The sequence below is a fragment of the Streptomyces sp. NPDC094143 genome (genome assembly GCF_040303825.1).
Taxonomy (GTDB): Bacteria; Actinomycetota; Actinomycetes; order Streptomycetales; family Streptomycetaceae; genus Streptomyces.
The window spans coordinates 40,879-59,917 of record NZ_JBEOTZ010000014.1 but is presented as its reverse complement, the minus strand read 5'-3'; the positions used below and the strand labels follow the sequence as shown (position 1 = coordinate 59,917).

Sequence of the window (19,039 nt, the reverse complement as noted above, 5' to 3'; positions counted from 1 at the left end):
GGAGGCGGGAGCCGGGGACACGTACGAGGGGCGACCGGGGGGTGGGCCGCCGCCTCAGTGGCTTCCTCGACCGCCCGGCCTCACCCCACCTTCTCGATCACGGCCCGGCGGATCAGGAACTTGCCGGGCTCACGGACCTGTTCGAAGGCCGCGTTGTTGAGCAGCACGCAGCTGCCGGAGACCGAAGTGACCTCCACCGTCGTGGACTTGTTGTTGTCCAGGTTGGTGACCTTCAGCTTCGTGCCGGCCGGGAACTGGTTGCTGGACGCGGCGGGCGCACCGCCCTCGCCGGAGAGCGTGACCGTGGAGCCGTTGCACACCTGCTGCCCGGCGGCCGCGCCACCGCCACCGGCGTTCCCCGCCGGGGCGGACGCGGCGGGCGGGGCGGCCGGGGCCGACGCCGCGGGGGCCGACGGCTGGGCGGGCTGCGCGGGCTGCGTGGCCTGGGAGTCCTGAGCCGACTCCCCCACCACGCAGCCCGACGCCTCCTGCTTGCGCTTGATCTCCGCGACGACCGCCTCGCGGTTGGCGATCCGCGCCTCGGACTGGGCGTCGGGCCTGGCCCGCTGGTCCGCGATGAACTTCTGGTTGTTGCCGAGGGCGGTGGCGAGGCCCAGGCAGACCGTCGACTCCGACGCCGACTTGGGGGTCGGCGCGGCGTTCGACGTGCTCGCCATGACGAAGGCCCCGCCTCCCGCCACCGTCGCCGCGCCCACGAGCAGCGCGATCTTCTTCTTCGTGCCGAGAGTTCTCCTGCGCGACATGCGCGCCTCCTGAAGCGGTAGGGGAGCGTACGCCGCTATGTACGAGATACCGAACGGGGTTGCTCAGCGGTTGCGGGAGACGCTGAAGTGACCTGCGCCACAACGCTGTTGACCGGCGTCAACGCCCCAGCGCGTCGCGTACGGCCTCGTCGGTGCGGGCCACCACCGCCGTGCCGTCGTCCGCGGTGATGATCGGGCGCTGGATCAGCTTCGGGTGCTCGGCCAGCGCCTTGATCCACCGGTCGCGCGCCCCGGCGTCCCGCGGCCACTCCCTCAGCCCGAGCTCCTTGGCGGCCGCCTCCTGCGACCGGGTGATGTCCCAGGGTTCGAGGCCGAGGCGCGTGAGCACGCCGCGGATCTCGTCCTCGCTCGGCACGTCCTCCAGGTAGCGGCGCACGGTGTAGTCGGCGCCCTCGGCGTCGAGCAGCTGCACGGCGCTGCGGCACTTCGAGCAGGCCGGATTGATCCAGATTTCCATGCCGCCCACCGTACGCGCTCCCGGCTCTGTTCGATTTTCTGCCGACTCATCCGCCCCTTCCGCAGCTGCCGTGACGAGGTGCCAATTTCCGTCGCCACCTGGGCTTTTGTGAGTGGTTGCGGACTCCCCGTTGTCAGTGCCCGGCGGTAAACTGGAAGCAGTGTTCGAGGGTGACGCCGACGACGCCGAGGTCTTCGGCGGACCGCCCGACCGCGACAGGAGGATGCCTGTGCCCGCTGCCGCTCTGAAGCCGAAGCCGTTGCCCACCCAGTCCACCGCGAAGCGTCCCGTCCTGCTCGACCTGCCGTACGCGCCCGTGGAGAAGCGACCGCTGCCGCCGGGCCGGCCCCGCGAGTGGTACGTGACGCACAACCGCCGCCTCAAGGCGATGCGGCTGGCCATCGCCCTGCTCGACTCCGGCGTCTACCTGCCGAACCAGGCCCGCAACGAGACCATCCGCGACACGGCGGAGCTGATCGGCGTCCACCCGCCGTCGGACACGACGTGCCACATGGTGCGGGCGTTCATGCGCTACGCACGCTGACCGGACCGTTGGCGCGCCGGGTGCCCAGCCGTGCGGTGCGCCCGGCGCGCGGTGCGCCTTCTCACGCCGCCCGCTCCGGTGCCGCGAACACCGGCGGGTTCAGCCGGGCGAAGCCCTCCTGGCGCTCGTAGGGGAAGTACGGGTACGGCGCCGGGCGGTGGCTCGCCGCGTCCAGTCGCGCCACCTGCTCGGGGGTGAGGCTCCAGCCGACGGCGCCGAGGTTCTGGCGCAGCTGCCGCTCGTCGCGGGCGCCGATGATGACGGAGGAGACGGTCGGGCGGCGCAGCAGCCAGTTGAGTGCGATCTGCGGGACGGCCCGGCCCGTCTCCTGCGCGATCTCGTCCAGCACGTCGACCACGCGGTACAGGTGGTCGTCGTCGACCGGTGGACCGTAGCCGGCGGTGCTGTGCAGCCGGCTGCCGGGCGGGAGCGGGGTGTCGCGGCGGACGCGGCCGGTGAGGCGGCCCCAGCCGAGCGGGCTCCACACCAGCGCGCCGAGGCCCTGGTCCCGGGCGAGCGGCATCAGCTCCCACTCGTAGTCGCGGCCGACGAGGGAGTAGTACACCTGGTGGGCCACGTGGCGGGGGCGGCCGAGCCGGTCCGCCGCCGCGAGGGACTTCATCAGCTGCCAGCCGGAGAAGTTGGAGACGCCGGTGTAGCGCACCTTGCCCGCCCGGACCAGGCTGTCCAGGGCGTCCAGCACCTCCTCGACCGGTGTACCGGCGTCGAAGGCGTGGAGCTGGAACAGGTCGATGTGGTCGGTGCCCAGCCGGCGCAGGGCGTCCTCGCAGGCGGCGATCAGCCGGGAGCGCGAGGTGCCCGCGTCGCCCGGGCCGTCGCCCAGGGGCAGGCCGGTCTTCGTGGAGAGGAGCACCCGGTCGCGGCGGCCCTTGATCGCCTGGCCGAGCACCTCCTCGGACGCGCCGGCGGAGTAGACGTCGGCGGTGTCGAACAGCGTGATGCCGGCGTCCAGGCAGATGTCCACCAGGCGGCGGGCCTCCCGTGCGTCGGTCGCGCCCCATGCCCCGAACAGCGGGCCCCGGCCGCCGAAGGTGCCGGCGCCGAAGCTCAGCGCGGGGACCATCAGCCCGGACGCGCCCAATCGCCTGTACTCCATCGCGGACCCTCCTTGGTCGCAACTAACGGGTCTATGGTTCCGTTAGTGGTCATTAGGCTAGCAGGGCGAGGCTCTTAATGGAACAGGAGTGCCGTTATGGCTGACGGAGGCGAGCCGGGGACGCTGCGGCCCGGTGGGCGTACGGCGCGGGTGCGGGAGGCCGTGCTGCGGGCGGCCGAGGACGCCCTGACCGAGCAGGGCTTCACCGGCCTGGACCTGGCCGACATCGCCCGCCGCGCCGGGGTGGGCAAGACGACCGTCTACCGCCGCTGGGGGACGGTGACCGGGCTGGTGGCCGACCTCCTGGCGGACATGGCCGAGCGGTCCGCGCCGCGCACCGAGACCGGTTCCCTGCTCGGCGACCTGACGGCCAACGCCCGTCTCGTGCACCGGACTCTGACGGACCCTCGGCAGGGGGCACTGTTCAAGGCGCTGATCGCCGCCGCGACCGGGGACGCGAAGACGGCCGCGGCCCTGCACCGCTTCTACGACATCCGCGTCCGGGAGTGGGCCCCCTGCGTACGGCAGGCCGTCGACCGGGGCGAGGCGCCCGAGGGCACCGACGCGCACGAGGTGATCCGTGCCGTTTCCGCTCCGCTCTACTACCACCTGCTCATCAGCGGCGGCCGACTCGACGAGACCCTGGCCGACCGCGCGGCGGAGGCCGCGGCGATCGCGGCGCGGGCGGGGGTGTACGTGCGGGGTCCTGCCGGGGGGTGACGGGGGTGACGGGGTGTGTGTCCGGGGGCCACTCCCTCCGGCCGCCGGGCAGGCACGCCAGTCGGTTACCGCGTCCGTCACCCCCGGGGGACATGCACCGGTCACCCGCCCCGGGTACCGGGGCGCAGGCCACCAGTCCCGGCTACCGCGTCGGCCCGCCCCCCGGATACACCCCACCGCGCCGGCCGACCCCCGTCGCTGCTCAGCGCGCTGCCAGTTCCTTCTCCAGTGGTGTGCGGAAGCGGGGCGTGATTCTCGTCGTGCCCAGCCAGCCGGTGAGCCGCTGTGCCGCCGCCTCGATCGCCGCGTGGGTCTCCCGGCCGACGCCCTCCCCGTCGAGGATCCGCCAGACGATCTCCCCGTCGGCCCGCTGGGCCCAGCCGCCGATCACCCGCCCGTTCCACCACACCGTCGGCCCGACGTTGCCGCTGCGGTCGAACAGGGCGGGCCGCAGCTCCGGTGCGAGAAACCAGTCGCGCTGCTGCCAGCCCATGGCCGTGGGGTCGAGGCCGGGCAGGAGCGCGGCCCAGGGCTCGTGCGGTTCGGGCGCCGGGCCGGTGTCGTCCTCCGTCACATAGCCCGTGCCCTCGTCCAGCGACACCGGCCGCGCCCCGATCGCGGCCAGCGCCGCGCGGACCTGCGTCACCCGCCACCCCGTCCACCACTTCAGGTCGGCCTCGGTCGCCGGACCGCACGCGGCGAGCCACCGCCCCAGCAGCTCCGCCCGGGCCCGGGCCTCGTCCAGCTCGGGGTGCTCGGGCGCGAGGGCCCAGCGGAACTGACTGGACGTCCAGGAACCGAGCGGCCGGCCGCGGACGACCTTCCCCTCCGCGCCGAGCACCTTCAGCAGGCGGGTCGAGACCGTGTGCACCCCCTCGTAACTCTTGCCGGCCGCGTACACGAACTGCTCCTTCAGACGCGGCTCCTCGCGGGCGAGCTCGGCGGCCGTGGCCTGTCCGCGCCGGGCGAGGACGGCCAGCGTCGACTCCTCGACCTCCTTCAGCCAGGCCGCGTCCGGCGCCCCCGCCGCCGCCATGTGCGTGAGCAGCGCGGCTCGCTCCCGGGCGGCCACCGCCAGGCTCGTCGAGGCGTGCACGACGGCGGTCAAGGCCGTGGGGAACACGAACACCGTGTGCCGCATGCCGTGCATCCGCACCAGGGAACGGTCCTCGTACAGCGCCCGCCCGGTCTCCTCCACCGTCCTCACCGGGTCCGCGAGCCGCGCGCCCACCGCCAGGTACACCGTCGCCGGGTCCGTGCCGTGCAGCGCGACGAGCGCGTCGGCGACCGCCTCGGGCGTGGCCGCCTTGGCCTGCCCGGCCAGCCGGTGGCGCAGCGCGAGCCGCGCCCGCCGCTCCGCCACACCGATGTGCCGCTCCGCCGCCATCCCGGCCTCCCTCCTCGCGTCTGCCTACGGGACAGCATCATCGCGGTCACCACTGACATCGCACCGCGACCTGCCGCGCGACAGCGACCGGCCCGCTCCAGGCGCAGCACGACCGGCCCGCCCCATCCGCAGCGCGACCGGCCCGCCCCCGGGCGGCCACCGCCAGGCCCGTCGAGGCGTGCACGCGACAGCTGGTCGGCCCGTCTCAGGCGTAGCGCTCCAGCAGCCCCGTCACATACGCCTCCAGCCGCGCTTCCAGCACCTCCGGTGTCAGATCGGTCCGGCCCAGTTCCCGCCACGGCCCCGCCAGCTTCGCCGCGTCCGGAGCGTAGGCGAGCGCGTCGAGCAGCCGCCAGTACAGATGGTCCGGGCCGTCGGCCAGGCGCCGGCCGCCCCGTGCCGCGTAACGGTCCCGGAAATCCAGGCCGTACTCCGCCCCGTGCAGCAGCGCGAGCGCCGTGGAGCAGTGGGCGACGTCCAGGTCGGCGGGCCCCCACGAGGTCTCCACCCAGTCGACGACACCGCTGACGCGCAGCCCGGCCCCCGAGCCGGTGAACAGCACGTTCCCGGGATGGAAGTCCCGGTGCAGGAAGCAGCCCTCGTACGGGGGAGGGTCGCGGCGCAGCACGTCCACCGCCCGCCGCCACACCCCGCCCTCCGGCGCGTTCACCCGCTCCGGCGACGTCCACGCCTGGTACGTGCGGGGCCGCTGCCCGGGTACGACCCGGTGGATCGCGGCCAGTTGGGCCGCCAGCAGCTCCACCCGCGGGCCGAGGTCCTCCTCGTCGACCCGGACCCGCCCCGGCACCACCGTCATCAGCAGCGACGGATGGTCACAGTGCCCGGCGGCCGCGTCCACGCCGATCAGCTCCGGCGCGGGCACGTCGTCCTGCCCGGCCAGCAGGGTGAGCATGTCCGCCTCACGGGTCAGCAGCCCGGGCGCGTGGCGCCGGAAGAAGGGCGCCACGAAGGTCCGCAGCGCCAGTGCGGTGCCGTCGTCGAGGGTGAGCCGCCGCAACTGGGCACTCCAACCGCCCGTCAGGAAGACGGACTCCACGACCCGGCGGCCCTCGGGGAGCTGTTCGGCCACCCACGCCCGCGTGGCCGTCCAGCCCTGCTCGCCGAGCCCGGTCAGCAGGGACGTGACGAACTCCCGCCGGTCCTGCGGGTGGTCGCGCAACCACGGGCCCAACCGGTGCTCCGCCGTGGGCAGTTCCCAGTGGGTGAACTGCGCGCGGCGGGCCAGCGCCGCCGAGACGGCCTCGGTCACGGCGGGCGGGACGACCTCGTCCGTGCCGGGCACCGCGAGCACCGCCCGCCCCTCGTAGGTCCGCAGCACGTCCAGCGCGGGCGACTCGCGCCAGCTGCCGGGACGCCGGATGAGCGCGCTGAACCGCCCGTCCCCTTGGCCGAACGGCACGTCCCACGCCTCGGCCGCGTACACCGCCGGCGCGCACAGACCCAGGGCCACCACCCGGTCCCCGTAGTGCCGCACCAGGTCGGCCACCGTCTGGCCGCTCATGCTGAAGCCGACCAGGACCAGCGGCGCGGGCGCGGCCACGCGCGCGTCGATGACGGAGACGGCCTGGTCGAGCCGGCGGCGCAGGCTCAGCTCCCGCAGCCGGCCGGTGCTCTGCCCGTGCCCCGAGAAGTCGAAGGTCAGGAAACGGCAGCCGTGGGCGGCGAACTCCTCCAGCAACGGCAGCAGCGCCTCCTTGCTCCCGGTGCCGGCGCCGTGCAGCAGGACGGCGGTCGCCGACCCCGCGTCGCCGGCGTCGGCGTACCACCCGCTGAGCCGCTCACCCCCGACGGCGTGCGTGAAGACGGTGTACCGGGAGGCGGTGTCCGCGGAGGAGGCATGCGAGGGGGCGGTGTCCGCGGAGGCGGTGGGCGTGAACTCGGCTCGCGTGGCAGGCATCGGCTCGTTCATACGGCCATTCACTCACGCGGCGCGGTCCCGTACGGGGCGATCACACGGCCACCGGACCGGCGCTCCCAGACCGGGAACCAACGGCCCGGGTCGGGCTCGATGCGCCCGTGTGCACACGGGCCCGCCCATGAAAGGGTCGTGATCGCCCCCAGGACCGGCCAAGACGTCAGCCGCCGGCCACCGCGTACCCGGGCACGGACGGCCACCGCACGGTGAGCACCACCGACTCCTCCTCCGCGCACCAGGAGTGATCGACACCGCGCCCCCACACCACGTAGTCCCCCTGCCGCTCCAGGAGCACGCTGCGGCCGGGGAGTTCGACGCGGAAGCGCCCGCTGATCAGGACCAGGAGCGCCGTCCGCTCCTCACCCCGCACCCACCGCGAACGCTCGTCGCCCTGCGGGTGCACACCCCACTTGATCTCCACCGCCTCGCTGTGACGCGGATCCCCGACATCCCTGAAGTGCCCCAGAAGCAAGCCATCCCCGGTCGAGCGCCGCGTCCCGCCCGGCGTTGCCCACGTACACGCTGTCGTCCACGCAGCCGGACGCTAGCAGCCGCTCGCGAGCAGGTGCCGTGCCCGCGCCGGCAACCGGCCGCCCTCCTCGTCCTCGCGCACCTCGTACGACGCCCGGGGACCTAGTACGGCGGCCGGAAGCCGGTGTACCCCAGCACCACGATCAACGCCGCCACACAGCCGAGCACCACGGCCGTCGACACCCACGAGGACCGGCGACGCGAGCCCACGTGCTCGGGGTCGGCGCGGAACGGCACGGGCCCGGGCGGATCGTGCTTCCAGCGGGCGGCGAGCATACGGGCCCGGGCCGAGGGCTCCTTGTGCTCGGCGCTGTCCGCCCACCTGAGGTCGAACTCCCGCTCGTCCTCATCCTTTCCGGACATCCCCGCCACCTTCCTCGAACAACAGTGTCAGGACCAATGATCCCGCGAAGGCGGCCCGCCCGGAAAGCCGGAATCCCCACCCTCACCGGAATCACCACCCAGCTCCCGACGCACCTCCCGCCAGGCCCGGATGACCTGCGGCAACTTCGCCAGCACGTCACTGATCTGCGCCAACAACAGAGTCAGACACCCGGACACCGCGAGGATCGCCAGGGCGACGTCGTCCCAGGACATCAGCGACCCTCCCCTTCCAGGCCCGGCACACGACGCCCGGTCGAAACCTGCGGGCGCGGGCGGGGAGCGTCCGTCGGCAGTACCCTGTCGAGCCACTTCGTGGGAGAGCCGAGACCGTCCAGGACGGTCCGGACGTCGGAGCCGTACACGGCGTGGCCATGGCGGAAGCGCAGTTGCAGGCCACCCAGTGGCAGTTCGCGGTGCCTCAGGTAGTAGGTGCACTGGCGTAGGTAGAAGCGATCGCCCGGGTCCCTCCGCTCGTCGCAGGTGCAGTGGAAACGATCGACGCGCAAGGCCGGCCCCCAGACAGGATCCAGAAGCCGGTGCAGGAAGTCTTCGTGCCCGGGAAGTGCACCAAGGACCGTGTCCAACTCGAAGATCCACTCGTCGCCCGTGATCCATGAGCGAGTGGAGTAGGCGCTGCCCGACGTGTGGAAGAGCGCGATCCGGCGCAGCAGCGCGGATCCGAGCCAGTCAAGATCCCGCTCAGCCCGCCAGGACTCCCCGAAGCCACTGATGTCGGCCTTCTCGTAGTCGGTCAGAGAAGGGCTTTGCCACAGGGGCGGACACCCAGCCTCCTCGCACCGTTGCCGGCGTTCCTCGAGCAGTGGCTCCCAGCGGGTGCCGGGAGTGCCCCTGAGGACGACCCGGGAATCGCCACCGCACAAGGTCAGATGCAGGTCAGCTCCCGCGATGCCCGCCACGCGCAGGCCGATGGCCCCGGTCACCTGAACACCTGGCTCCGCACTGGGGAGAAGCCTGTCCAGCGCATGTGCACTGCGGGGATAGGGAGTTCCGCTGCTGAACCTGGTGTGACAGTCGAGCTGGACCAGGGCCGAGTCCGATCCCGGATGCACGTGAGCGATGCCGAGGGGGTGGCGCCACCACTGCCCACCGGTGCCCAGTTTGGCCAGCACTTCCGCTTCAAGGTGCGCCTGGGCCCCGGTGGCATACGGGATGGGACACCGGTTGTCACCACCTCGCATCGCGTTCCGGGTCACCTGGTAGGGCTCACCGGTGTAGAGCTGTCGCGTACGGGCCAGCCTGGTGAGACGTCCACCCGTGGTCATCGCAAGATCCGTCCCCGAACGCCGCCGCCCCTCAGCGCCCGACAACTGATCTGCGCGCCCGTGACGCGGGCGCCTGACGACAGTGCCGTACACCGACAGGTGGCGCTATGGCTCCTTCATCCGCAAGTGGTCCTGCAACGGGGCGGTGCGGGACCGGGATCGGCCGCCTGACGGCCGTCCCTCATTCTCCGCGTACAAGGAGCCGACGACAAGACGGTTGGCCGGACAGGGGAGAGTGGGAGCAGCGAGGGCCGTCACCCCATGCTCGGGGTGACGGCCCTCGGTGTCTTCGGTGTCGGCTCGGAGCGTCCCCGGGCCGCGTGGGCCCGAGAAACGCCGACCGGCTTTTCTAGACGTCGAAGTAGAGCTCGAACTCGTGCGGGTGCGGACGCAGCTGCAGCGGGGCGATCTCGTTCGTGCGCTTGAAGTCGATCCACGTCTCGATCAGGTCCGGCGTGAACACGTCGCCCTGGAGGAGGAACTCGTGGTCGGCCTCCAGGGAGTCCAGGACCGCCGGGAGGGAGGTCGGGACCTGCGGGACGCCCGCGTGCTCCTCGGGGGCCAGCTCGTAGAGGTCCTTGTCGATCGGCTCGGCCGGCTCGATCTTGTTCTTGATGCCGTCCAGGCCCGCGAGCAGCAGCGCCGAGAAGGCCAGGTACGGGTTGCCGGAGGAGTCGGGCGCGCGGAACTCGACGCGCTTGGCCTTCGGGTTCGAGCCGGTGATCGGGATACGCATGGCCGCGGAGCGGTTGCGCTGCGAGTACACCAGGTTGACCGGGGCCTCGAAGCCGGGCACCAGGCGGTGGTACGAGTTCACCGTCGGGTTGGTGAAGGCCAGCAGCGACGGGGCGTGCTTGAGGATGCCGCCGATGTAGTAGCGGGCGGTGTCCGACAGGCCCGCGTAACCGGCCTCGTCGTAGAAGAGCGGCTGGCCGCCGGCCCACAGCGACTGGTGGACGTGCATGCCCGAGCCGTTGTCACCGAAGATCGGCTTCGGCATGAAGGTCGCGGTCTTGCCGTTCTTCCACGCCACGTTCTTCACGATGTACTTGAAGAGCTGGAGGTCGTCGGCCGCGGCGAGCAGCGTGTTGAACTTGTAGTTGATCTCGGCCTGGCCGGCGGTGCCCACCTCGTGGTGCTGGCGCTCGACCTTCAGGCCGGCCCGCTCCAGCTCCAGGGAGATCTCGGCACGCAGGTCGGCGAAGTGGTCGACCGGCGGGACCGGGAAGTAGCCGCCCTTGTAACGGACCTTGTAGCCGCGGTTGTCCTCCAGGGCACCGGTGTTCCAGGCGCCGGCCTCGGAGTCGATGTGGTAGAACGACTCGTTCGCGCTGGTCGCGAAGCGGACGGAGTCGAAGACGTAGAACTCGGCCTCGGGACCGAAGTACGCCGTGTCGGCGATCCCGGTGGAGGCGAGGTAGGCCTCGGCCTTCTTCGCCACGTTGCGCGGGTCACGGGAGTACTGCTCGCCCGTGATCGGGTCGTGGATGAAGAAGTTGATGTTCAGCGTCTTGTCACGGCGGAACGGGTCGACCCGGGCGGTCGACAGGTCCGCGCGCAGCGCCATGTCGGACTCGTGAATGGCCTGGAAACCCCGGATCGAGGAGCCGTCGAAGGCGAGCTCCTCGTCGGCGTCGAACGCCTCCGCAGGCACCGTGAAGTGCTGCATCACGCCCGGGAGGTCGCAGAAGCGGACGTCGATGAACTTGACGTCCTCGTCCGCGATGTACTTCTTGGCCTCGTCGGCGTTCTGGAACATCCAGCTCCTCCTACTCCCGACCGTCCCGCCGGGGTGGTAGTTCGATCGTGCGGCCAGTGCGGGTGGCACACGCTGACCTCGACCCTAGGGACGGGTGATTTCTCGGGCGTGACTCATTTGTTTCGCACAAGTTAACCGGCTCTCCCACCACCGTAGCCCCGGCGCACCCCGCCGTGCCCGGGTCATATACGGGCGCAGTACCGTGGACGGGTGGACAACAGGCAAGCACTCGGATCGTGGCTCTCCGGGCCCCGCGCGGCCGCGGAGGAGGCCGGTGTCGACTTCGGATACCGGGGCGAACAGCTCGGTCTGCCCGAGGAGGGGCCCGGCTCGATCGCCCGCCCGGGCCGCCGCCTGGGCGCCCTCGCCGTGGACTGGGGCCTGAGCCTCCTGATCGCATACGGCCTCATCACCCAGAGCTACAACGAGGCGGCGCAGATCTGGGCGCCGCTCATCATGTTCGCGCTGATGGTGCTCACGGTCGGTACGGTCGGCTTCACCCCGGGCAAGCGCCTGTTCGGCCTGCGCGTGCTGGCGCTGGAGTCCGGCCGCGTCAGCCCCTGGCGCTCCGCCCTGCGCACGGTCCTGCTCTTCCTGGCGATCCCCGCCCTGATCTGGGACCGCGACGGCCGCGGCCTGCACGACCGGCTCGCCGGCACGGTCGAGGTCCGGATCTGATCCCTGCGTACGACCGTCAAAATCCCCGCACCTGTACGACGAAGGGGCGCCCGGACCACTCCGGGCGCCCCTTCGTCGTACAGGTGCGGGGATCAGCGGGCCTTCGGCCCGCCCTTCGGCAGCCGCATGCCCTTCGGCATCGGCCCCTTCGGCAGCGGCATGTTGCTCATCAGGTCGCCCAGGGCGCGCAGCCGGTCGTTGGTGGCGGTGACCTGCGGGCCGGTCAGCACGCGCGGCAGCTTCAGCATGGTCGTGCGCAGCTTCTTCAGCTCGACCTGGCCCTCGCCCGTGCCCACGACCAGGTCGTGCACGGGGACGTCCGCGACGATGCGGTTCATCTTCCGCTTCTCGGCGGCCAGCAGGGTCTTCACCCGGTTCGGGTTGCCCTCGGCCACCAGCACGATGCCGGCCTTGCCGACCGCGCGGTGCACCACGTCCTGGTTGCGGTTCATCGCCACCGCGGGGGTCGTCGTCCACCCCCGGCCGATGTTGTCGAGCACCGCCGCCGCGGCACCGGGCTGGCCCTCCATCTGCCCAAAGGCGGCCCGCTCGGCCCGGCGCCCGAACACGATCGCCGTCGCGAGGAAGGCGAGCAGGAGGCCCAGGATGCCGAGATAGATGGGGTGACCGATCAAGAAACCGATCGCGAGGAAGACACCGAAGGTGACGATTCCGACAGCCGCGAGTACAAGACCGATCTTCTTGTCGGCCCTGCGGGTCATCTTGTAGGTCAGGGCGATCTGCTTCAGTCGCCCGGTGTTCGCAGCGTCCGCTGCGGTTTCCTTCCTCGCCATGCCACGAAGTCTACGTGGCCGCACAAGCGCGGACGACGGCAGTGTCCGCGCGGCCCCTCGGGCGAGGGGCCCGGGCTCAGGGGCGGACGGAGACGGACCGGGTAAGGGACTGCTCGAGGACGCGCTGCGCCTCGACCCGGTCCTTGGCGCGACGGCGGTCCTCCAGCACGGAGGTCCAGGCGTTACGGCGGGCGGTGCGCTGACCGCTGCTCATCAGCAGCGACTCCACGGCGCGCAGAGCGGTCGTGAAGGACGGAATCGCGGTGGCGCGAACAGGCGCGGCCTGCATGGGTGAGGTCCCCCCTCGGTAAGGGTGTACGTGCTGTGAGTCCAGCGTCACTGTTTGGTGTTACCAGGGCGTGACCGACCGGTCAAACACCCATGAAGGCCCGGCGGGGAGCGGCGAAACGCCGACGCGGTCCCGACAGGCGCCCTCATCTGCGAGGACGGTCAGGACCGCGTCACATCGGTCGCTACCAGCCGGTAGCGTCTTGTGCGGGAATTCACACGCTTGTCCCGTCCCGGCCGGGAAGGGCGGTGACGATTCGTCAGACGGCCTGGGGCGCGATGCGCGCGTCCCGCTGCTCCATGGCCATCCGGTAGAGCCGCCCGGCGCGGTACGAGGAGCGCACCAGCGGGCCGGACATCACGCCGGAGAAGCCGATCTGCTCGGCCTCCTGCTGCAGCTCCACGAACTCCTGCGGCTTGACCCAGCGCTCGACCGGGTGGTGCCGCACGGAGGGCCGCAGGTACTGCGTGATGGTGACCAGCTCGCAGCCCGCGTCGTGTAGCTGCCTGAGCGCGTCGCTGACCTCCTCGCGGGTCTCGCCCATGCCGAGGATCAGGTTCGACTTGGTGACCAGGCCGTAGTCGCGGGCCTCGGTGATGACCTTCAGGGAGCGCTCGTAGCGGAAGCCGGGGCGGATGCGCTTGAAGATCCGGGGGACCGTCTCGACGTTGTGCGCGAAGACCTCGGGGCGCGAGGAGAAGACCTCGGCCAGCTGTTCGGGGACCGCGTTGAAGTCCGGGGCCAGCAGCTCGACCTTGGTGTGCCCGCCCTCGCGGCCGGCGGTCTGCTGGTGGATCTGGCGCACGGTCTCGGCGTACAGCCAGGCGCCGCCGTCCTCCAGGTCGTCGCGGGCGACGCCGGTGATCGTGGCGTAGTTCAGGTCCATCGCCACCACGGACTCGCCCACGCGGCGCGGCTCGTCGCGGTCGAGCGCCTCGGGCTTGCCGGTGTCGATCTGGCAGAAGTCGCAGCGCCGGGTGCACTGGTCGCCGCCGATGAGGAAGGTCGCCTCGCGGTCCTCCCAGCACTCGTAGATGTTCGGGCAGCCGGCTTCCTGGCAGACCGTGTGCAGGCCCTCGCTCTTCACGAGGTTCTGCATCTTCGTGTACTCGGGGCCCATTTTCGCCCGGGTCTTGATCCACTCGGGCTTGCGCTCGATGGGGGTCTGGCTGTTGCGGACCTCCAGGCGCAGCATCTTGCGTCCGTCGGGTGCGACTGCGGACACGACCGGCTCCCTAGCGTTGATTCTTCGGCGACCTCAAGGGTACGCCCGTGGATTTGAATGCCTCTGTGTGGTGTCAGCCCCTCCCCACGGGCATTTATGCCGCCGGTGTCCTCTCGATCTCCCGGGGCTTGAGGTCGGCGTTCTCCAGGACGTCCCGCAGGTGGCGCTCCACCACGGGCAGGACCTCCTCGATCGTCACGTCACGGCCCAGCTCGCCGGCGAGGGAGGCCACGCCCGCGTCGCGGATGCCGCAGGGGATGATCCGGTCGAACCACTTGTTGTCGGGGTTCACGTTGAGCGCGAAGCCGTGCATCGTGACGCCCTTGGCGACGCGGATGCCGATCGCGGCGATCTTGCGGTCCTCGCGGCGCTGGCCGGCGTTGGAAGGGGCGTACTCCGGGCCGTTCAGCCGGGGGTCGAACTCCTCGTCGTGCAGCCGCGGGTCGAAGTCCAGGGAGAGCCCGCCGAGCGCGGGCCGCTGCTCGACCGGGTCGCCCAGCACCCACACGCCGCTGCGGCCCTCGACCCGGGTGGTCTCCAGGCCGAACTCCGCGCAGGTGCGGATCAGGGCCTCTTCGAGGCGGCGGACGTGGGCCACCACGTCCACGGGGCGGGGCAGCTTCTGAATGGGGTAGCCGACCAGCTGGCCGGGGCCGTGCCAGGTGATCTTGCCGCCGCGGTCCACGTCGATGACCGGCGTGCCGTCCAGGGGTCGCTCGTTGTCCGCCGTGCGCCGGCCGGCCGTGTAGACCGGCGGGTGCTCCAGGAGCAGTACGGTGTCGGGGACCTCGTCGGCGAAGCGCGCCGCGTGCACCCGGCGCTGCTCGTCCCACGCCTCCTGGTACTCGACGGCCTCGTCGCCGAACCCCATACGGACGAACCGCAACTCACTCACGGCAAGCGCCTCCCTCGAACGGGTGTGTAAGGCACGTATCGCGCCCAAGCCACTGTACGTCCGGCCCGTACGCGTCAGTCCCGGGGTCAATCCTCACACGATCGGATGAATGTCCGGGAAAATGTGTGATGGAGTGTTTACTCTCCGCTACATTCGCGCCGTCCAGCAAGGCATAAGGCCTGCTCACAGGCAATCCGCGCACATCACGAAGGCCGGAAGGCAGGAGACCGCACCGCAGATGACGGAACGACCCGCGCAGCGCACTCCCAATCGACAGCTCGCCGCGCTCATCGCAGAAGCGGGGTTCTCCAACGCGGGACTCGCCCGTCGCGTGGACCAGCTCGGTCTCGAACACGGGCTCGACCTCAGATACGACAAGACATCCGTCACCCGGTGGCTGCGCGGCCAGCAGCCCCGTGGCACCACGCCCGCACTGATCGCCGAGGTCTTCACCCGGCGCCTGGGCCGCCGCCTCACCGCCCAGGACCTCGGCCTGGACGCCTGCGCCCCCGTCTACGCGGGCCTGGAGTTCGCCGCCACCCCCGAGGAGGCCGTCGACATCGTCAGCGGGCTGTGGCGCAAGGACTCCGGCAGCCACGCCGAGCTGCGGAAGATCGCCTTCACCCCGGCCGGGCTCGTCGTGCCGAGCCGGGACTGGCTGATCGGCCGGGCCGACGAGAAGGTGGCCCGGGGCGACCAGACCGCCGCCCGCATTCCGGCGCAGGGCCGCCCCACCGCCCGCTTCCCGGCCACGGCCGAGCAGGGCGTGCCCGTCCTGCCCCGCCGGCGCGGTCAGACCGAGCGCGGACCCGGCCAGCGGGTCACCGCCGGGGACATCGCCGCGCTGCGCTCGGTCGGCGAGCTGTTCCGCACGCTCGACGACGCCTACGGCGGCGGTCACGCCCGTCAGGCCCTCGTGCGCTATCTGGAGCACGAGTGCGAGCCGATGCTGCGCGGCACCTACGGCGAGCAGACCGGCCGCCGCCTGTTCGCCGCCGCCGCCGACCTGACCCGGCTGGCCGGCTGGACGTCGTACGACATCGCCGCGCACGGGCTCGCGCAGCGCTACTTCGTACAGGCGCTGCGGCTGGCCCAGGCGGCCGGAGACCGGGCGTACGGGGCGTACGTGCTGGTGACCATGAGCCGGCAGGCCGTCTACCTCGGGCACGGGCGGGAGGCCGTCCAGCTGGCCCGCGTGGCCCAGCAGGGCGTCGGCACCTCGGGCCCGCCCGTCGTCCAGGCCCTGCTGCACGCCGCCGAGGCGCGCGGGCACGGCGTGCTCGGCGAGGTCCGGGCCTGCACCGCCGCCCTGGTCCGCGCCGAGCGCGCGCTGGAGACGGCCCGGCCCGGGGACGACGTACCGCACTGGGCGAGGTTCTTCGACGAGGCCCAGCTCGCCGACGAGTTCGGCCACTGCCACCGCGACCTGCAGCAGTTCCGCGCCGCCGCCCAGCACGCGGAACGCTCACTCCAGCTGCGGGCCCCGTCCTACGCCCGCAGCCGCCTGTTCTGCCGCGTCGTCCTCGCCACCGCCCGCCTGGGTCTCGGCGAACTCGACCAGGCCTGCCAGCTGGCGGCCGAGGCGGCGGGCCAGGCGGCGGAGATGCGCTCGGTACGGGCGGTGGAGTACGTGCGGGACTTCGAGCGGAGGCTGGAGCCGTACAAGGACGCGGCTCCGGTGCGGACGTACCGCGACAAGGTGGCGGCGCTGGGATAGGGATCCTTCCGGAGGACCGTCTAGGCGGCCCTGGGAACGGTCGGCACGGGGTCGGCGACGTGCATCGACCGCCCCGTCCCCAGGTCCGCCAGGATCGCCGCGGACGCCCGATGCCCGGAGTGCAGAGCGCCCTGGACCGTGCTGGTGTCCCGGTGATCGCCGCACACGTACAGCCCCGCGAGCAACCGCACCGGCCGCCGCAGATCATGCGGCGGCCGCATCGCCGGCACGGCCTCGGCCGTGCGGAACACGGCCAGCGTCTCCCAGCGGGACGTCGACACCCCGTACAGCCGCGCCAGGTGCATCCGCACGGCCGTGTCGACGTCCCCCGGCGGTCGCCCCAGCACGGTCGACGACACCAGCGCCCGCCCCGCCGGAGCCCGGGAGGGATCGACCTGGCTGACCACCGCCGTGTGCGCGACCGGACCGCCCAGGTCCGCGTCGAGCAGCAGCGACGACCCCGTCCCCGGCGGCTCGTCGGTCGTGTGGTGCACCACCGTCACCGGGTGGAACTCCGGCACCCGCAACCCGGGCAGCAGCCCGGCCGCGGCTCGCGCGCCCGTGGCCACCAGCACCGCCCGGCACCGGATCTCGCCGTGCTCCGCCGTGGTCACCGAGGTCGTCGAGACGGACGTGACCCGCACGCCCGTGTGCACCGTGCCCGCCGGCAGCATCTGCGCCAGCCGCTCCGGCAGCGCCTCGGCGCCGCCCTCCGGCAGGCACAGCCGGCCGCTCGCGAAGGCGCGCAGCGCGAGGTCCGCGCACCGGCTGGACGTCGTCAGGTCCGGGTCGCACAGCAGGGCGGCGAGCAGCGGGCGCAGGAAGCCGTCGATCGTCCGGGCGGGCAGCCCGCGGGCCGCCAGGGCCTCACCGGCGGGCGACTCCGGGCGGGTCAGCAGCCGTTCGGCCGGGGTGCCCGCCAGCCGGGTCAGCGCGGCCCCCAGCCGGGCCTGGTCCACGGCCGTGCCGAGCGGGGCGCCCGACCGGCTCCGCGGGACGGAGACCTGACGGCCGGGCACGGCCGCCGGCCGCCGGAGCGGCCTCGGCACGGACGGCTGGCGAGGCGTACTCGCCAGCGTGCGCACCGCGTGCAGTGCGCCCCGTGCGCCCCCGGCGCCCGGCTGGACGCCCGCACGATGGTGGCGGCCGTCGCCGTGCAGCAGGACACCGGGCGCGAAGGGCCGCAGGGCCAGCCCGCCCAGGCCGGGTGTCAGCCGTAGTTCGGGATACGCGGTGGACAGCAACTGGCCGACCCGGTCGAGCCGGAAGCCGTCGATCTTCTCCGTCGCCATGCGGCCGCCGACGCCGTGGGCGGCCTCCAGGACCATGGTCGTCACTCCTGCGCTGGTCAGCCGGTGCGCGGCCGAGAGTCCGGCGACCCCGGCCCCCACGACGACCACGTCCGCCTGGTAAGCGGGCTCAAGCACGTGCCCCTCCTCGAGGTTGCGCGGGCGCTGGAGACGTCATGCCCTCAACAGGCCGCAGCGATACGCGAGTTCTGGTCGAAGGTAGGGCCGTGACCGGTCAGGGGCAGTCGCGCATCGGCAGGGCACGGTCGCACGGCGGTCGCATACGCGAGCCGTGTGGGCGTGAAGTGGTCGCAGGGGTCACAGAGCCGCCCGGATCGCCCCCTCGATGTCCGGGAACGCGAACCGGAAACCCGACTCCAGCAGCCGCGTCGGCAGGACCCGGGCGCTGCCGAGGACGTCCCCGGCCATCTCGCCGAGCACCGAACGCAGCACGGGCGCGGGCACGGCGAACGGCGTCGGCCGGTGCAGCACCCGCCCCATCGCCGCCGTGATCTCACGGTTCGTCAGCGGTTTCGGGGCGGTGAGGTTGAACGGCCCCGACAGGCCGTCGGTGTCGATGAGGTGCCGGATCGCGGCGACCTCGTCGTGCAGCGCGACGTACGACCAGTACTGCCGCCCGTCGCCCATCCGCCCGCCCAGACCCGCCCGGAAGAGCGGGAACAGCCGCTGCCACGCCCCGCCGTGGCGGGACACCACCAGACCGGTACGGGTGAACACCGTGCGGACACCGGCCTCCCGGGCCGGTGCCGTCGCCGCCTCCCACTCCACGCACAGCTCGGGCAGGAAGCCGGTCCCGGGAGGCGCGTCCTCGTCCACCGCCCGGTCACCGGTCTCGCCGTAGTAGCCGATGGCACTGCCGTTCACGAAGACCCGGGGCCTGACCTCGCCGTCCAGGGACGCGACCGCCCGGGCGAGCGCCGCCGTGCCGTTCACGCGGCTGTCGCGGATCCGCCGCTTGTAGGCGTCCGTCCAGCGGCGGTTGCCAACCCCGGCCCCCGCCAGATTGACCACCGCGTGGCAGCCGGCGAGTCCGGCCGCGTCCGCGCGCCCGCCCTCCGGGTCCCACCGGACCTCGTCCTCCGTGCGCGGAGTTCGGCGCACGAGGCGCACCACTTCGTGCCCGTCCGCGGTCAGGGACCGCACCAGGGCGCTGCCGATGAGACCGGAGGCGCCGGTCACCGCGATGCGTCGCATGGCTCAATCTTGCCCGCCGACGGGAGAAAACCCC

19 protein-coding genes and 1 pseudogene are annotated in these 19,039 nt (G+C 72.4%); 4 read left to right on the top strand and 16 right to left on the bottom strand.

Going from position 1 to position 19,039, the window contains the following annotated elements; translation table 11 throughout:
- Positions 1-80: 80 nt before the first annotated feature.
- Both ABTZ58_RS19430 and ABTZ58_RS19425 read right to left on the bottom strand, forming a co-directional pair.
- Positions 81-764, bottom strand: coding sequence for an SCO2207 family protein (locus ABTZ58_RS19430; RefSeq protein ID WP_351357817.1), 684 nt, complete (start codon positions 762-764; stop codon positions 81-83).
- A gap of 118 nt (positions 765-882) precedes the next feature.
- Positions 883-1,242, bottom strand: a complete 360-nt coding sequence (locus ABTZ58_RS19425; protein ID WP_351357814.1) for an arsenate reductase family protein — start codon at positions 1,240-1,242, stop codon at positions 883-885.
- Between the two features lie 229 nt (positions 1,243-1,471).
- On the opposite strand from ABTZ58_RS19425, the gene ABTZ58_RS19420 reads away from it, so the two are divergent.
- Positions 1,472-1,786 (top strand): hypothetical protein, encoded by a 315-nt coding sequence (locus ABTZ58_RS19420; RefSeq protein WP_309098129.1) that lies wholly within the window; start codon positions 1,472-1,474, stop codon positions 1,784-1,786.
- Between the two features lie 61 nt (positions 1,787-1,847).
- Here ABTZ58_RS19420 and ABTZ58_RS19415 read toward each other — a convergent pair whose 3' ends face one another.
- Complete coding sequence (locus ABTZ58_RS19415) at positions 1,848-2,903, bottom strand: aldo/keto reductase (protein WP_351357811.1); 1,056 nt, start codon at positions 2,901-2,903, stop codon at positions 1,848-1,850.
- Between the two features lie 96 nt (positions 2,904-2,999).
- Between ABTZ58_RS19415 and ABTZ58_RS19410 the strand changes: the two genes are divergently transcribed.
- On the top strand, positions 3,000-3,623 hold the full coding sequence (locus tag ABTZ58_RS19410) for a TetR/AcrR family transcriptional regulator (RefSeq protein WP_351357808.1): 624 nt from the start codon (positions 3,000-3,002) through the stop codon (positions 3,621-3,623).
- A gap of 202 nt (positions 3,624-3,825) precedes the next feature.
- Here ABTZ58_RS19410 and ABTZ58_RS19405 read toward each other — a convergent pair whose 3' ends face one another.
- From ABTZ58_RS19405 to glnA, 7 genes and pseudogenes are all read right to left on the bottom strand, one after another.
- Entirely contained in the window at positions 3,826-5,010 is a 1,185-nt protein-coding gene (locus ABTZ58_RS19405; protein WP_351357805.1) for a winged helix DNA-binding domain-containing protein, read from the bottom strand.
- Between the two features lie 205 nt (positions 5,011-5,215).
- The gene (locus tag ABTZ58_RS19400; RefSeq protein ID WP_351357801.1) at positions 5,216-6,928 is read right to left on the bottom strand and encodes an alpha/beta fold hydrolase; all 1,713 of its coding nucleotides are present in this window, start codon (positions 6,926-6,928) and stop codon (positions 5,216-5,218) included.
- A 178-nt stretch (positions 6,929-7,106) separates the two neighbouring features.
- Positions 7,107-7,479 (bottom strand): annotated as a pseudogene (locus ABTZ58_RS19395) (cupin domain-containing protein).
- A gap of 100 nt (positions 7,480-7,579) precedes the next feature.
- Entirely contained in the window at positions 7,580-7,840 is a 261-nt protein-coding gene (locus ABTZ58_RS19390; RefSeq protein WP_351357798.1) for an SCO2583/SCO2584 N-terminal domain-containing protein, read from the bottom strand.
- A gap of 27 nt (positions 7,841-7,867) precedes the next feature.
- Complete coding sequence (locus ABTZ58_RS19385; RefSeq protein WP_351357795.1) at positions 7,868-8,074, bottom strand: hypothetical protein; 207 nt, start codon at positions 8,072-8,074, stop codon at positions 7,868-7,870.
- On the bottom strand, positions 8,074-8,802 hold the full coding sequence (locus ABTZ58_RS19380) for a hypothetical protein (protein WP_351357792.1): 729 nt from the start codon (positions 8,800-8,802) through the stop codon (positions 8,074-8,076). Before ABTZ58_RS19380 ends, ABTZ58_RS19385 begins: the two co-directional genes overlap by 1 nt.
- Before the next feature lie 691 nt (positions 8,803-9,493).
- Positions 9,494-10,903, bottom strand: coding sequence for a type I glutamate--ammonia ligase (gene glnA, locus ABTZ58_RS19375; RefSeq protein ID WP_351357789.1), 1,410 nt, complete (start codon positions 10,901-10,903; stop codon positions 9,494-9,496).
- Between the two features lie 210 nt (positions 10,904-11,113).
- Here glnA and ABTZ58_RS19370 point away from each other — a divergent pair, with 210 nt between their 5' ends.
- Positions 11,114-11,581, top strand: coding sequence for an RDD family protein (locus tag ABTZ58_RS19370; RefSeq protein ID WP_309096259.1), 468 nt, complete (start codon positions 11,114-11,116; stop codon positions 11,579-11,581).
- 92 nt (positions 11,582-11,673) lie between these two features.
- Here ABTZ58_RS19370 and ABTZ58_RS19365 read toward each other — a convergent pair whose 3' ends face one another.
- From ABTZ58_RS19365 to lipB, 4 genes are all read right to left on the bottom strand, one after another.
- A complete protein-coding gene (locus ABTZ58_RS19365) occupies positions 11,674-12,375 on the bottom strand; it encodes a DUF4191 domain-containing protein (RefSeq protein ID WP_094056590.1) in 702 nt (233 codons plus the stop codon).
- A gap of 76 nt (positions 12,376-12,451) precedes the next feature.
- Positions 12,452-12,664, bottom strand: coding sequence for an SCO2195 family GlnR-regulated protein (locus ABTZ58_RS19360; RefSeq protein WP_351357785.1), 213 nt, complete (start codon positions 12,662-12,664; stop codon positions 12,452-12,454).
- A 259-nt stretch (positions 12,665-12,923) separates the two neighbouring features.
- Positions 12,924-13,889 (bottom strand): lipoyl synthase, encoded by a 966-nt coding sequence (lipA, locus tag ABTZ58_RS19355; RefSeq protein ID WP_351357782.1) that lies wholly within the window; start codon positions 13,887-13,889, stop codon positions 12,924-12,926.
- A 94-nt stretch (positions 13,890-13,983) separates the two neighbouring features.
- On the bottom strand, positions 13,984-14,784 hold the full coding sequence (gene lipB, locus ABTZ58_RS19350; protein WP_309096262.1) for a lipoyl(octanoyl) transferase LipB: 801 nt from the start codon (positions 14,782-14,784) through the stop codon (positions 13,984-13,986).
- Positions 14,785-15,022: 238 nt separating this feature from the next.
- On the opposite strand from lipB, the gene ABTZ58_RS19345 reads away from it, so the two are divergent.
- Positions 15,023-16,501, top strand: a complete 1,479-nt coding sequence (locus tag ABTZ58_RS19345) for an NsdA family TPR-like regulatory protein (protein WP_351357774.1) — start codon at positions 15,023-15,025, stop codon at positions 16,499-16,501.
- Between the two features lie 20 nt (positions 16,502-16,521).
- Here ABTZ58_RS19345 and ABTZ58_RS19340 read toward each other — a convergent pair whose 3' ends face one another.
- On the bottom strand, positions 16,522-17,928 hold the full coding sequence (locus ABTZ58_RS19340; RefSeq protein ID WP_351357771.1) for an NAD(P)/FAD-dependent oxidoreductase: 1,407 nt from the start codon (positions 17,926-17,928) through the stop codon (positions 16,522-16,524).
- A 180-nt stretch (positions 17,929-18,108) separates the two neighbouring features.
- Positions 18,109-19,005, bottom strand: coding sequence for a TIGR01777 family oxidoreductase (locus tag ABTZ58_RS19335; RefSeq protein WP_351357768.1), 897 nt, complete (start codon positions 19,003-19,005; stop codon positions 18,109-18,111).
- Positions 19,006-19,039 lie beyond the last annotated feature (34 nt).